Annotated in this window: 12 protein-coding genes and 1 pseudogene; 5 read left to right on the forward strand and 8 right to left on the reverse strand. The window is 71.8% G+C overall.

Annotated features, from left to right (window positions below):
- The first annotated feature begins 173 nt into the window (after positions 1-173).
- Positions 174-1,280 carry a magnesium and cobalt transport protein CorA gene (locus ACFVZH_RS07355; protein ID WP_384894168.1) on the forward strand — a complete coding sequence of 369 codons (1,107 nt, stop codon included), beginning with the start codon at positions 174-176 and terminating at the stop codon, positions 1,278-1,280.
- A gap of 99 nt (positions 1,281-1,379) precedes the next feature.
- Here ACFVZH_RS07355 and ACFVZH_RS07360 read toward each other — a convergent pair whose 3' ends face one another.
- From ACFVZH_RS07360 to ACFVZH_RS07375, 4 genes and pseudogenes are all read right to left on the reverse strand, one after another.
- Positions 1,380-1,718, reverse strand: coding sequence for a MerR family transcriptional regulator (locus ACFVZH_RS07360; protein WP_384894170.1), 339 nt, complete (start codon positions 1,716-1,718; stop codon positions 1,380-1,382).
- 229 nt (positions 1,719-1,947) lie between these two features.
- Positions 1,948-2,178: pseudogene (locus ACFVZH_RS07365) on the reverse strand (SCO5918 family protein); the annotation flags it as partial.
- A 49-nt stretch (positions 2,179-2,227) separates the two neighbouring features.
- Positions 2,228-3,739, reverse strand: coding sequence for a DEAD/DEAH box helicase (locus ACFVZH_RS07370; RefSeq protein WP_384894172.1), 1,512 nt, complete (start codon positions 3,737-3,739; stop codon positions 2,228-2,230).
- 304 nt (positions 3,740-4,043) lie between these two features.
- The gene (locus ACFVZH_RS07375) at positions 4,044-4,247 is read right to left on the reverse strand and encodes a cold-shock protein (RefSeq protein WP_030939356.1); all 204 of its coding nucleotides are present in this window, start codon (positions 4,245-4,247) and stop codon (positions 4,044-4,046) included.
- 453 nt (positions 4,248-4,700) lie between these two features.
- Between ACFVZH_RS07375 and ACFVZH_RS07380 the strand changes: the two genes are divergently transcribed.
- Positions 4,701-5,531 carry a glycoside hydrolase domain-containing protein gene (locus tag ACFVZH_RS07380; RefSeq protein WP_384894174.1) on the forward strand — a complete coding sequence of 277 codons (831 nt, stop codon included), beginning with the start codon at positions 4,701-4,703 and terminating at the stop codon, positions 5,529-5,531.
- Positions 5,532-5,541: 10 nt separating this feature from the next.
- Here the strand turns inward: ACFVZH_RS07380 and ACFVZH_RS07385 are convergent, their stop codons facing one another.
- Positions 5,542-6,462 (reverse strand): LysR family transcriptional regulator, encoded by a 921-nt coding sequence (locus ACFVZH_RS07385; RefSeq protein ID WP_384894176.1) that lies wholly within the window; start codon positions 6,460-6,462, stop codon positions 5,542-5,544.
- 143 nt (positions 6,463-6,605) lie between these two features.
- Between ACFVZH_RS07385 and ACFVZH_RS07390 the strand changes: the two genes are divergently transcribed.
- Entirely contained in the window at positions 6,606-7,658 is a 1,053-nt protein-coding gene (locus ACFVZH_RS07390; RefSeq protein WP_384894178.1) for a YncE family protein, read from the forward strand.
- 19 nt (positions 7,659-7,677) lie between these two features.
- Here the strand turns inward: ACFVZH_RS07390 and ACFVZH_RS07395 are convergent, their stop codons facing one another.
- The gene (locus ACFVZH_RS07395; protein WP_384894180.1) at positions 7,678-8,322 is read right to left on the reverse strand and encodes a dihydrofolate reductase family protein; all 645 of its coding nucleotides are present in this window, start codon (positions 8,320-8,322) and stop codon (positions 7,678-7,680) included.
- A 227-nt stretch (positions 8,323-8,549) separates the two neighbouring features.
- Entirely contained in the window at positions 8,550-10,352 is a 1,803-nt protein-coding gene (locus ACFVZH_RS07400) for a S8 family serine peptidase (RefSeq protein ID WP_384894182.1), read from the reverse strand.
- 194 nt (positions 10,353-10,546) lie between these two features.
- Here ACFVZH_RS07400 and ACFVZH_RS07405 point away from each other — a divergent pair, with 194 nt between their 5' ends.
- On the forward strand, positions 10,547-11,500 hold the full coding sequence (locus ACFVZH_RS07405) for a helix-turn-helix domain-containing protein (RefSeq protein WP_384894184.1): 954 nt from the start codon (positions 10,547-10,549) through the stop codon (positions 11,498-11,500).
- Positions 11,501-11,632: 132 nt separating this feature from the next.
- Positions 11,633-12,031, forward strand: coding sequence for a molybdopterin-binding protein (locus ACFVZH_RS07410; RefSeq protein ID WP_384894186.1), 399 nt, complete (start codon positions 11,633-11,635; stop codon positions 12,029-12,031).
- A gap of 12 nt (positions 12,032-12,043) precedes the next feature.
- Here ACFVZH_RS07410 and ACFVZH_RS07415 read toward each other — a convergent pair whose 3' ends face one another.
- Positions 12,044-13,573 (reverse strand): PucR family transcriptional regulator, encoded by a 1,530-nt coding sequence (locus ACFVZH_RS07415; protein ID WP_384894188.1) that lies wholly within the window; start codon positions 13,571-13,573, stop codon positions 12,044-12,046.
- Positions 13,574-13,904: the final 331 nt, after the last annotated feature.

Genomic DNA, 13,904 nt, shown 5'->3' on the forward strand with positions numbered 1-13,904 from the left:
AGGACGAGGAATGCCCCGGCACGCATGACTCCGGCCGCCCCGACACCCCGCACCCCGCACCCCGCACCCCGCACCCAAGGCGTCCAAGGCACGGCATGCGCCCGATCCGCCCGCCGTACGGCATACACCCCATGCGCCCCATATCCTGCGGGTGACCAAGGAGGTGTACGACGATGTCCGACCACCGCCCCCGAGCGGCATGGCGCCGCCACCCCGAGCCGCCGCCCGCGAGCGCGTCCGCGCAGCCGACGCCGGACACGCCCAGCGTGGTCCAGGTGGGCCTCTACCTGGACGGCCGCCGCGTCGCCTCCCCGGCCACCCTCGCGGAGACCTTCCGCCGCCTGCGCGAGGAGCCGGCCGGCATGGCCTGGATCGGGCTCCAGCGCCCCACCCACGAGGAACTCCACTTCCTTGCTGCCGAGTTCGACCTCCACGAACTCGCCGTCGAGGACGCCATGGAAGCCCACCAGCGCCCGAAGCTCGAACGCTACGGCGACACCCTGTTCGTCGTCCTGCGCGCCGCCCGCTACCTCGACGCCCAGGAGGAGGTCGACTTCGGCGAGCTCCACATCTTCGTCGGCCCCGACTTCCTCATCACCGTCCGGCACGGCGCCGCCCCCGACCTCTCCGCCGTCCGCCACCGCATGGAGGAGAACCCCGAGCTCCTCGCCCTGGGACCCGAAGCCGTCCTCTACGCCATCCTCGACACCGTCGTCGACGGCTACGCCCCCGTGGTCGCCGGCGTCCAGAACGACATCGACGAGATCGAGACCGAGGTCTTCGGCGGCGACCCCGCCGTCTCCCGCCGCATCTACGAACTCTCCCGCGAGATGGTCGAGTTCCAGCGCGCCACCCGCCCCCTCGTCGGCATGCTCCACTCCCTCATCGCCGGCTTCGCCAAATACGGCACCGACGAGGAACTCCAGCGCTACCTCCGCGACGTCGCCGACCACGTCACCCACACCAGCGAACGCGTCGACGGTTTCCGTCAGGCCCTCGCCGACATCCTCACCGTCAACGCCACCCTCGTCACCCAACAACAGAACGCCGAAATGCGCGCCCTCGCCGAAGCCGGCTTCGAACAGAACGAGGAAATCAAGAAGATCTCCGCCTGGGCCGCCATCCTGTTCGCACCCACCCTCGTGGGAACCATCTACGGCATGAACTTCGAGGACATGCCGGAGCTGAAATGGGCGGGCGGCTACCCTTTCGCCATCCTCCTGATGGCGGTGGTCTGCGTGAGCCTGTACGTCATCTTCAGGAAGCGCGACTGGCTGTAGGGCACGTATCGGGACATCGATCGACTCAGCCACTGCGAACGCCAGGAAAAGCGACCTGTCGGGCCCCGTGGCGGGACGGCGGGACGGTGGGGCGTCGGGTCAGTCGGACGTGTCGGGTGGGGTGCCCGCGGCGCGGCGGAATTCCTCGTTGAGGCGCTGGGCTTCTTCGAGCTGGTCCTCGAGGATGACGATGCGGCAGGCGGCCTCGACCTGCATGCCCTCGTCGACGAGTTCCCGGGCGCGGGCGGCGATGCGCAGCTGGTAGCGGGAATAGCGGCGGTGGCCGCCCTCCGAGCGGAGCGGGGTGATCAGGCGGGCCTCGCCGACGGCACGGAGGAAGCTGGGGGTGGCACCGATCAGCTCGGCGGCCCTGCCCATCGTGTAGGCGGGGTAGTCGTCGTCGTCCAGCCGGCCGCCGAGCGAGTCGTCCGCTGTCATCTGCACCTCTTCTCGGGAGCGCGTCGAGGGGCCCTCGTCCCGTACGGCACCGGGGCCCCGGAGGAAATTCAACACCATCTGTCGGCCATGGTGTGATTCCTTCCCCGCGTGCGCGTGGTCGCGCTCGCGATCGCCACGCACGGCGAAGGCCCCGACCGGCGTGTGCCGGTCGGGGCCTTTTCGGTGTCCTGCCGCCGCTTAGAGGGAGACGGGGCGCCCGAGCCTAGGAAAGGCCGCGGACGGTGAAGCCGAGCTGGGTCATGGCCCGGATGACCTCACCGGCGTTGAAGTCGCGGCGGTCCTGGCGGGTGATGACCTGTCCCACCTGCATGACGGGGTAGACGCGACGGCCGATGATCACCGATTCACCCACGACGGTTTCGGGCTTGACGCCCTTCATCGATTCCAGCACGCCGGCCTTGGTGAGGTCGAACGGGAACCGGGCAATGACGCAGCGCATGATGCCTCACTCCTGGGAAGAGGGGGGGAAGGACGGAAGAGGGGTTGGCCTAGGCCGCAGCGCCGAACCTACCCTGCCGCCCGCCTTCGCGGCGCGCCGCCTGCGAGGGGCGGCCTCGGCGGCCGCGCGAGGAGGCGCTGCGCTTGGGGCGCTCGCTCGCCGGCGCCGTGATGACGACGGGGATGCCGGACGGGGTCCGGGCGCCGGTGATGCGCTGCAGTTCGGCCTCACCGGAGCGGACCTGAGTGGTCTGCGGGGTGATGCCGGCGGTGGCCATGAGGCGGGCCATGTCGCGTCGCTGGTTGGGGGTGACGAGGGTGACGACGCTGCCGGACTCGCCCGCGCGGGCGGTGCGTCCGCCGCGGTGGAGGTAGTCCTTGTGGTCGGTGGGCGGGTCCACGTTGACCACGAGGTCCAGGTTGTCGACGTGAATGCCGCGGGCGGCGACGTTGGTGGCCACCAGCACGGTCACGTGCCCGGTCTTGAACTGGGCCAGGGTGCGGGTGCGCTGGGGCTGGGACTTGCCGCCGTGCAGGGCCGCGGCCCGTACGCCGCTGTTGAGGAGGTCCTGGGTCAGCCGGTCGACGGCGTGCTTGGTGTCCAGGAACATGATCACGCGGCCGTCGCGGGCGGCGATCTCCGTGGTCGTGGCGTGCTTGTCGGCGCCCTGCACGTGCAGCACGTGGTGCTCCATCGTGGTCACCGCGCCGGCCGAGGGGTCGACCGAGTGGACGACGGGGTCGTTCAGGTAGCGGCGCACGAGCAGGTCGACGTTGCGGTCGAGGGTCGCGGAGAACAGCATCCGCTGGCCGCCCGGGCGCACCTGGTCGAGCAGGGCGGTGACCTGCGGCATGAAGCCCATGTCGGCCATCTGGTCGGCCTCGTCGAGCACGGTGACGTCCACCTGGTCGAGCCGGCAGTCGCCGCGCTCGATGAGGTCCGCGAGGCGTCCGGGGGTCGCGACGACCACCTCGGTGCCACCGCGCAGCGCACTGGCCTGCTTGCCGATCGACATGCCGCCGACGACCGTGGTCAGCCGCAGCCTCAGGGAGCGGGCGTAGGGGGTGAGGGCATCCGTGACCTGCTGGGCGAGCTCGCGGGTGGGGACGAGTACCAGGGCCAGCGGATGGCGGGGCTCCGCCCGCCGTCCGGCGGTACGGGCGAGCAGCGCGAGGCCGAAGGCGAGGGTCTTGCCGGAGCCGGTGCGCCCGCGGCCGAGCGCGTCGCGGCCCGCGAGGGTGTTCGGCAGGGTCGCGGCCTGGATCGGGAACGGGACGCTCACGCCCTCCGCGCCGAGCGCGGCGAGCAGCGGGCCGGGCATGTCGAGCTCGGCGAACGCCTCCACGGCGGGCAGCGCGGGGGTGATCGTCCGCGGGAGGGCGAACTCGCCCTGCACGGCGGCGGGCCGGCGGCCGTAGCCGCCGGAACGGCCCTGGCCTCCCGAGCGGCCCTGCCCGCCGGAACGGGGCTGGCCGCCGGAACGGCTGGGGGCCGACGAGCCGAACCGGCTCCCGCCCGCGCGGGAGGCGGCGGAGCGATTGTTCGTGCGTGTACGGTTCATGCGGAACCTTCCTCGAATGCGGCGCATATCAAGGAATTCCCGCAGCGTCGAGCGCACGGAGAATTGCGAGAACGGGCCGGCTGGAACGTGGTGAAAGCGATGCCGGCCGGCGATGATTCGTGCGGGCTCAGGCGCTGGAACCGGGGACGCGGCTCGAAGGCGGGTGTCCCCCGGCGAGGCTCCTCGCGCGGAGGGGCGCGGAATCCTCGGATCGTCCCGCAGGCAAACCCACTGCGGGGAAAACACGTAGCTGGGGCCCGCACCCCGAGGGATGCGGGCCCCAGCTGCGAAGTACGCGTCAGCGTCAGGCGGGAACGATGTTCTCGGCCGTCGGGCCCTTCTGGCCCTGCGCGATGTCGAAGCTGACCTTCTGGCCTTCCTGCAGCTCGCGGAAGCCCTGGGCGGCGATGTTCGAGTAGTGGGCGAACACGTCAGGGCCGCCACCGTCCTGCTCGATGAAGCCGAAACCCTTTTCCGCGTTGAACCACTTCACGGTGCCAGTAGCCATGTCAAATCTCCTTTGGGGCAGTACAACATGATCCGCAACCTACGGACCACGTGTCGCCGCGATGATCGCCCCGCCGGACCATAAAGACCGGAAATACACAAGCGCCCGCACCGGACACGAGGTCCGATCTGGGTGCCTGAAGTTTTGGGAACCACAACTGCAACTGAGATAGACAGTAGCACGGCTCGGTGACCCGTGTCGTAAATATCGACTTTCTCTTTGCGGCCGTGAAAAACCCTCGGCGCGCGGCCCGCCAAATTCTCCTCTCGCGAGCACAGGTATTTGCCCGCCGTGGGCACAGCGTCTCCTCCGCCGCCGGGCAGGTCCCCGTGCCCTCGGCGGCCGGGCGAGGGGGACCGTCGACCGACGGCACGCGGCCGCCCGGGTCCCGGGGCCTGCGGATAGGGTGGGCGGGCTCCGGGGACACGGGGCCGGATTTCGTATGGGGTGGGAATGCCGAAGCACCGGCTGTCCAGAAAAGGCCGCTACATAGCCCTGGCGACGACGGGTGTGGCCGTCGCGGCCGCTGCCGGGGTCGCGGCGCAGACGTCGATGGCGGCGTCGGCGTGGCCGGCGCAGAAGACCTACACGGGCCGGGCGTTCGACGCCTGTACGGCGCCCTCGCTCACGGCGATGAAGGCGTGGAAGAAGGACGGCTACTACGGCGGCGTCGCGGTCTACGTCGGCGGCAGGAACCGCGGCTGTGCCCAGCCCAACCTGACCAAGTCGTGGGTGAAGTCGGTCGACACGCTCGGCTGGCGGGTGATCCCCCTGTACGTCGGAGCCCAGCCGCCCTGCCAGAAGAGCGGGAACAAGGAGCGGTTCACCGCGGCCACCGCGGCCTCGGTCGGGGCGAGCAACGCCAACGACGCGATCGCCAAGGCGTCGGCGCTCGGCATGAAGGCCGGCAGCCCGATCTACCTCAACATGGAGGCGTACGACACCGCCGACAAGGCGTGCAACGACGCGACCCTGAACTACGTGCGGTCCTTCACCAGGACCCTGCGCGCCAAGACCTACCGCGGCGGCCTCTACGGCTTCAGCAGCTCCGGCGCCAAGGCGATCGCCACCGCCAAGGACCGCACGGACCTGCCGGGCAACCTCTGGTACGCCCTGTGGAACGGCCAGGAGACCACCACCAAGGACTGGCCCTGGGACCCGAAGCTGTACACCGACCACAGCCGCGGGCACCAGTACAAGGCCAACAGCAGGGAGACCCGGGGCGGTTACACCATCAACGTCGACCGCAACGCCTGGGACGCGCCGGTCGCCATCGTCGGCTGATCCCGCCGGATCACCGGGGGCGGGCGGCCGCGGCCCCCGGTCCCGCCGGGGCCAGGACGGCCGCCGCCAGGTGTTCGCGGAACCAGCGGTGCGCCGGATCGGTCGAGTTGCGGGGGTGCCAGGCCATTCCGAGGTCCAGGGGCGCCAGGTCGAGCGGGATGGGGAAGGTCCGCAGGCCCATGGCCGCGGTGGTGTCGGGGAGCCAGTCGGCGAGGCTGAGTGCGACGAGGTCGGTGTCCCGGGCGAGCATCATCGCGCTGGTGTGGCTGGGCACGACGACCGCCGTCCGGCGCTGCAGGCCGAGTTCCGCCAGCGCGCTGTCGATGGGCCCGAGGCGCTTGCCGAGGCGGGAGATGCCGATGTGGTCGGCCGCGGCGAAACGGCGGGCGTCGATCCGCCGGTCGAAGAGGGGATGACCGCTGCGGGCGATGCCGACCAGCGGTGTCCGGGTGAGCTGCCGGGTCCGGATCTCCGGGTCCAGGTGGCCCAGGACGCCCAGTTCGACGTCGACCCGGCCCTGCCGCAGGCCGGGGCCGCCCTCCACCGCCTCCGGGAGGAAGACGACGTCCACCTGCGGGGCCTCCGCGTGGATCCGCTCGGTCAGGCTTCCGGCCAGTCCCACCAGCAGCAGGTCGGCGGCCTGCACCGTGAAGGTCCGCTGGAGGCGCTCGGCGTCGAAACCGGGGCCGGGCCGCAGGACGTTGTCACAGCCGAGCAGCAACGCGCCGACCTCCTCCCGGAGTTCGACGGCGCGCGGGGTCGGGACCATCCCCTGGCCCGCCCGGACCAGGAGCGGATCGCCGACGGCGCGGCGGAGCCGGGCCAGGGTACGGCTGACCGCCGCGGGCGAGGTGCCCAGGCGCTCCGCCGCGCGGGTCACGCTGTTCTCCTGGAGGAGGACGTCCAGGGCGCGCAGCAGGTTGAGATCCATCCATGCCTCCTGAGCTGCATTTTTACGCCTGAGTCAATGATTGCGTGCTCATCCTTGCATTGTGGCGGCGTCCCTCCGGCGCGGAGAGTGGGGATGCCCGCGAAGACGCGCGGCATCCCCTTCACCCCTTTCGAGGAGCCGCTGTGCAGCAGTCCCCCCGTGCCGGTCGGGAAGGCGACGTCCTGGCCGTCGTCAGTCAGAGCGGACCGACCGTCTCGTTCTTCGACGCCGCCTCCGACCGGTACCTCGGCGAGGTGCGCGTCCCGGCCGAGCCACACGAGTTGTGCTTCGACCCGACGCGGCGATTGCTGTGGTGCACCCTGACGTACCACTCGGGCTACTACCACGCGAACGGCGGCCGGCGCACCGAACTGGCCGTCATCGACCCGGACTCCCGCCGCATCGTCGAGGTCGTCGACCTCACCCCGGAACACGGGCCGCACGGACTGGCGTTGGACGTGGTGCGCGGTCGCCTCTACGTCAGCGTGGAGGGTTCGGACGACCGGCCCGGCGGTGTCGTGGTGATCGACACGGAGACCCGCCGGCCCCTGGGCAGGATCGACACGGACGCGCCGGGCCCGCACTGGTTCGCCATCGATCCGGCGGGGCGGACGGGTTACGCCACCAACAAGGAAGCGCCGTTCGTGTCGGTCGTCGACCTCGAACGGGGCACCCTCACCGCGAAGGTCGAGGTACCGGGCAGCGAGGGCCTCGCCGTCTCCGCCGACGGCACGCACGTCTTCGTCGCCGCGCCCTACGGCGACTTCTCCGCCACCGCCGAGGAGCGGCCGCCCAACGGAATCCGCGTCATCGACACCCGGACGGCGACCGTCGTCGACACCCTGCCCACCGGGGACATCGTCCTGCCGGTGCACCTGACCTCGACGGGCCGGCTGCTCGCGGGCGAAGTGCGCATGGCGCCCGACGAGGTCTCCCGGCTCGGGCGCCAGGTACCGGGCCGCCTCACCGTGTTCCGCGCGGACACCCGCGAGCGGACGGGCGACCTGGAGGTCGGCCTCTTCCCGCTGACCATCACGTCGTCCCCCGACGGCCGGCTCGCCTATGTGGCCTGCGTCGTCTCGTCCACCGTCGACGTCGTCGACCTGGACACCCTGGAGCGCCTGGCCCGGCTGGACGTCGCCAAGCTCGGCGAGCCGGGCGCGCACGGCCTCGCGTACCTCCCGCGCCCGGCCTGACCTCCGCCCTGGCCGTCCTTCAGGCGTCGTTTCCGACGCCGCGATCGGGTGCGGTCATGTCCCCCGTCGCGGGCACACCGTCGGCGAGGCCGTAGCGCAGGTACACGGTGCCCTTCGGGCCGGCTGCCGGGGGTGCGAGGAGCGTGACGTTGGTGGGCACGGCGCCACCGTCGAACACCTTCTTCCCGACACCCAGCACGATCGGGTGCAGCCAGAGGTCGAGGCGGTCGAAGAGCTTCTCGCGCAGGAGGGTCTGCACGAGGTCCAGGCTCCCGACGACCTTCACGTGCTCGTGGCGGTCACGGATCGCGCGCACCGCGCCGGGCAGGTCCGGGCCGAGCTGCGTGGACCCGGCCCACGAGAGGTCGGGCCTGCCGCGCGACGCCACGTACTTCGGGACGCGGTTGAAGAGCGTGGCGATCGCGTTGTCCTCGCCGCCCTCCTGGTGAGGCCAGTAGGCGGCGAAGATGTCGTACGTCCGCCGGCCGAGCAGGAGGGCGTCCGTCCCTTCGTACGCGGCGCCGATCTGCGCCCCCGCGACCTCGTCCAGCAGGGGCGCCTGCCAGCCGCCGAACGGGAACCCGACCGGGTCCTCGTCGGGGCCGCCGGGCGCCTGCCCGACGAGGTCGAGGGTCGCGAACAGCTCGATGTGGATGAGGCCCATGGCTCACTCCCGATGAGTCGGATGTCTCCGTCAAGGGATAGCCCTCCGGCCGCCCGCGGACTCACTGCCACGCCGCGGGCATCCCACCCCGACCGCCACCTGGGGCGCGTTCCCGGGCCACCCGTGAACCGTCCGGTACACGGGTGTGCGGGAAGCCCGGTACGGCCGGGGCCGTACCGGGCGGCCGGGAGGAGTGGGGGCCCCTCCCGGGGGACGTGCGGGGTGGGTCAGCCGAGCGAGCAGGTGGTGATCCAGGGCCCCTTCGTGCAGGTGACCGTGGTGGAGGCGGATCCGGTGCCGCCCTTGTCGTCGGTGACCGTGAGGGTCGCGCGGTAGGTGCCGGAGACCTGGGAAGGGTACTGGTGGCCGATGTCGGCTCCGGTGCCCGTCGTGCCGTCGCCGAAGTTCCAGCTGTAGGAGACGAGGGTGCCGTCGGGGTCGGAGGAGCCCTCGGCGCTCAGCTGGCAGTTCCCGTTGACCGTGCAGAATCCGCCCACCTTGGCGGTGGGCCTGTCGTTGTGGTTCGGCGCGAGCAGCCGGAAGGTGGTCTGGTTGCGTCCGGTCCGGCCGGACGAGTCGGTGACCGTCAGCTTCACGGTGTAGGTGCCGTAGGAGGCGTAGGTGTGCGTGGGCCTGACACCGGTGCCGGTGGCGCCGTCGCCGAAGTCCCAGGCGTAGCCGAGGCCGCTGCCGCTGGTGAGCGAGGCGTCGAAGGCGCAGGCGCGGGTCGCCCTGTCGCAGCCGGTGACGAAGGTGGCGTCCGGTGCGGCGGTCCCGCCCGCCGGGTACACCGCGGTGTCGGTCACCCCGAGCAGCGGTTCCCTGACCCCGTCGCCGGAGGTGTCGGTCCAGTTGGCGTTGCCGGTGGCGACGAGGCGGTCCCGTACGGCGAGGACTCCGGCCCGGTCCTTGGGCTTGGCGCTGCCGCGAGCGAGCCAGGCGGCGGCGCCGGCCACGTGCGGGGCGGCCTGGGAGGTGCCGCTGTAGTTGGAGTAGCCGCCGTCCTTGAACGCGGAGCGGATGCAGTCGCCTGGGGCGGCGATGTCGACGCCTCGTCCGAAGTTGCTGAAGTTCGACAGGGTGTCGTCCTTGTTGGTGTTCTTCGCGTTGCACCAGGCGAAGTCGCCGAGGCCGCCGGCCTTGCCGTCGGCGTCGCTCAGGGAGGACACGGTGATGGCGTCGGCGACGTTGGCGGGGCTCTGGTTGGCCACGTCACGCTTGTCGTTGCCCGCCGAGACGACCACGACGACGCCCTTGGCTATGGCCCGGCCGACGGCGTCGTTCACCGACTGGACGGTGCCGTCGAAGCCGAGACTCAGGTTCACGACCTCGATCTCGTCGGCGTGCGCCGTCACCCAGTCGATGCCGTTGACGATCTCCTCGGTGCTTCCGCTGCCCTTGCTGTTCAGCGACTTGACCGACCAGAGCCGCGCTCCCGGGGCGACACCGACATAGCCGATGCCGTTGTCGAGGCCGCCGACGATGCCGGCGACGTTGCTGCCGTGCCCGTTGTCGTCCATGCCCGCGTTCTCCACGCAGGCGGTGACGCCGACGCAGTTCACCCGTCGGACCACGTTGAGGTCCGGATGGGTGTAGTCGATGCCCGAGTCGATGACGGCGACGTCGACGTCGACGCGCTCGTCCCGACCGTCGCCGACCTTCAGCCCGGAGTTGGCGGTGGCGCCGATCCGGGCGGTGCCGTTGGGCGTCGCCTGCCCGTGGGCGTGGGCGACCGCGGACTTCTCGACGTACGCGACGTCCGGGTTGCCGCGGAGTGCGGCCACGGCCGTCGGGGTGAGTTCCGCGGAGAATCCGCTGAGCGCGTTGCGGTAGACGGAGCCGAGCCCGACGCCCGCGGCGGAGCGGGCGACGGAGACCGGGTCCGCGGTGGAGCCGTTCTTCAGGACGACGACGTACCGGCCTGCCTCGGCCGGCGCCACGTCGCCGGCGCTCTGGGCGGCTGCCGGAAAGGTGCCGAACACGGCGGCCGCGGCCATCGTGAGGCCCGCGGATATCGCGAACCGTCTCATGCTTCCTCCAGGTGGGGGTGGGGTGTTGGCCCAGACAGTAGGGGCGGGAACACGCCATCCGTATGCCGGTTTCCCGACAGTGCCGCTATTCCGACACCCCTGAGGAGAGGAGAGCGAGGGGTCTACGATGGCCCGCGGCCGACCGAGGCAGCGGCGTTCCGGCAGCCCGCGTGCCGGGGAACGAGAGGACGAACGTGCTGGAGGCACTGGGGATTTCGACCGAGGAGGAGGCGCTCTACCGCCTTCTGCTCCGGCGGCCCGAAACGACGCCGGCCGAACTGGCCGAACTCACCGCGACGGAACCCTCGCGGCTCCGCCGCCGGCTGAGGGAACTGGAGGTCAAGGGCCTGGTCACCAAGACCCCCACCAGGCCGGTCCGGTTCCGCCCGGCGTCCCCGGAACTCGCCGTCGAGGTCCTCGCACTGGCCATGACCCAGCGCGTCGACCGCGCGCGGCTCGCCGCCGCGGAGCTCACCGAGCTGTGGCGGGCCGGCCGGGACCGCGGCGAGGCGGCCGTGCAGATCGTCCAGGGCGACGAGGCGAACACCCTGCACTTCGAGCAGGTCCAGCAGGCGACCCGCGAGGAGGTGCTGATCCTCGACAAGCCGCCGTACGTGCAAGAAGGGGTCTCGCGCCAGGCGGAGGTACAGCTGGAGCTGATGGGGCGCGGCGTGCGGTACCGGACGGTGTACGACCGGACGGCCCTCGTCGAACAAGGGCAGATGGAGCTGGCCCAGCGGCTGAACCGGCACGGGGAGACCGCCCGGGTCGTCGACGCCCTGCCGATGAAGCTGCTGATCGCGGACCGCCGTATCGCACTGGTGCCCGTCGTCCTGGAAGGGGAGCGGCAGACGGTCGTCCTGCGGGAGTCCCCCCTGCTCGCCGGGCTGCTGGCGCTCTTCGACGCCCAATGGGACCGGGGAGCGCCGCTGTGGAGCCAGGGCGGCTCGGCGGACGGCATCGGCGACGACGACGTCCGGCTGCTCGCCTACGCCGCCGCGGGGTGGACCGACGAGATCATCGCCCGGAAGCTCGGGGTCAACAAGCGCACGGTGGAACGGCGGATGCGCCGGCTGATGGACGCCCTGGGGGCCCGTACGCGCTTCCAGGCCGGCCTCCAGGCCGCCCACCGGGGCCTGTTGGGCTGACCTCGCCCCGGCGCCGATGGCCGGCTCGGCCGGCGCGCTCAGTCGGCGCGGCGTCCCGGCGGTCGCGCTCGCCGCGTCCACCCTCGGCATCTCGGCTGCACCGAATGTGACGACAGGCCCTAGAGTGCGGGTGTGCCGTCGTACAGCATTGGGCAGGCCGCGCAGCTGCTCGGAGTGAGTTCGGAGACCGTTCGCCGGTGGGCGGACGGGGGAAAGCTGGGCATGGCGCGCGAAGGGTCCGGCAAGCGGACGATCGACGGAGCGGCGCTGGCCCGGTTCGCGGCGGAGCGCGGGGCGGGACTGCACGCCGTGCCGGAGGACGACGTGCCGACGTCCGTGCGGAACTCGTTCGTGGGGATCGTGACGGCGGTACGGGTCGACGACGTCGCCGCGCAGGTCGAGGTGCAGTCCGGTCCGCACCGTCTGGTCTCGCTGGTGACGCGCGAGGCCGTCGACGAGCTGGCCCTGGAGGTCGGCGTCACGGTCACGGCCCGGGTGAAGTCCACCAGCGTGCACATCGACGTTCCCTGACGCGCGCCCCGGTCAACGGCAGAGGAGGGCCGCCCGCAGGTCGAGCTTGTGGTCGAGGCGGGACAGGTCGCGGCCGGTGAGCGCCTCGACGCGGTCGATGCGGTAGTGGACGGTGTTCACGTGGAGGTGCAGGGCCTCGGCGGTCCTGGCCCAGGAGCAGTTGTGCGCGAGGAACACCTCCAGGGTCTCCAGGAGGGTCGCGTTCGAGCCGCGGCCGGCCCGCAGCAGCGGGCCGAGGACGGTGTCCCGGTAGACCTCCCGCACGTCGGCGGGGATGCCGGCGAGGAGCGTCCCGAGGTCGGTGAGATCCGCGAGCCGGGCCACCCGTGCCGCCTCCGGCGCCGTCGAGCGGGCGCCCGCGAGGGCGTAGCGGGCCTGCGCGAGGGCGTTCGGGAGGTCGGCGGCCTTGTGGACGGGGTCGCTGACGCCGGCGTGCAGTGCGGCGCCGGGCCGGCAGGCGTGGAGCAGCGGCCATGTCTCGCGGAGTCCCGCCGACACCTCTCCGCCCGCGTCCGCCTCATGGGCCAGCACGGCGACGGCCTCGCCCTCCACGAGTCCGGCCACGGCGTGTGTGACGGAGCGCCGGTGGCGCAGTGCCTCCGCGAGGGCCGCGACGGCGTCGCCCCGGTCGTCCTCGTTGCCCGAGACCGCGGCCACCACGGTGTAGGCGGCGGCGCCGGCGAGCCCGCACGAACGCAGGGCCTCCTCCAAGCCGTTCGCCTCCCCGTACGCCGCACCCATCCGGCTGACCAGCTCCTCGTGCGCCTGCCTGCGGGGCCCGGTCCGCCGGTCCTGTCGTCGGCGATGACGGCCGATCAGCTCACCGATCTCGTGCAGGATCCGCGGTGGCACCTGGCTGTCCTCCGGGAAGTGGAGGTACCAGCTGTCGAAGACGGTGTCGTCGGCCTCGATCCGTACGGTCGTGCCCTGGCGGCCGCGCAACGCCTCCGCCGCCCGCTGCGCCGGGAGTGCGGGCGCGGTCGCCGTCCGGGCGATCGTCCGGCCGCTGCCGGTGAGCAGATGGCAGGCGGGCGCGCCGAGGTGCGCGAACGAGAGGTCGAACAGCTCGGCCGTCGGCGCGTCGCGTTCCAGGGCGCGGTCGAGGTCGACGCGGACGTTCTCCGGTAGCGCGTAGTGGTCGGTGGGGCGGCGGCTGAGCTCGCCCCACTGGCGGAGGTAGACGGCTTCGGTGATCGCCCGGAAGCTGGTGTGCGCCGGCACGGCCAGCAAGGCGACGCGGTGCCTTCGGCAGGCTTCCGTGAGCTCCGCGGGCACCTCGCCGTGCGTCTGCTCCCCGGCGAGCAGCGCCACCGCGCCCGCCTCGCGCAGGGCCGACACGAAGCGGTCGGTCTTGGCCGGGTCGCCGTCGCGGCCCCACCACACGAGGCCGCTGAGCACGACCTCGCCCGGCTGCAGGAACCTGGCCGGATCCTCCAGGTCGGTCGCCGTCACGCCGCCGATGTCCTGGCCCAGCAGCGTCTCGTCTCCCCAGACCAGGGAGAGGTCGAGACGGTCGAGGCGGAGGAGGTGGTCGACCTGCATGCGGGACTCCTTGTGTGCTCGCGGACGAGGCCCGCACCTCATATTCGCGAAGTGAATGCGAGTGACGCCATCGTAGATGCGAAGTCCCTGCGGCGAAATACATCTCAGACGTTCCACCAGAGTCGGACTCCCCCGTACTGGAGGATCTCGGCGAGCCGCAGGTGGATGCCACAGCTGCGACCGTGCAGCACCTCTTCAGCTCCCGTATGCGTGGCCTGAGTCGAATACGGCTGGCAGGAATGGATTGTCGGCGCAGGCGGTCGGGTATCTCTCGCGCAGCCGCAGCAACGCCCACCGCCGGGCGGAAGCCAGAGCCGTGAGGGGACTGACC

It is taken from the genome of Streptomyces sp. NPDC059534 (genome assembly GCF_042743475.1).
GTDB lineage: Bacteria > Actinomycetota > Actinomycetes > Streptomycetales > Streptomycetaceae > Streptomyces.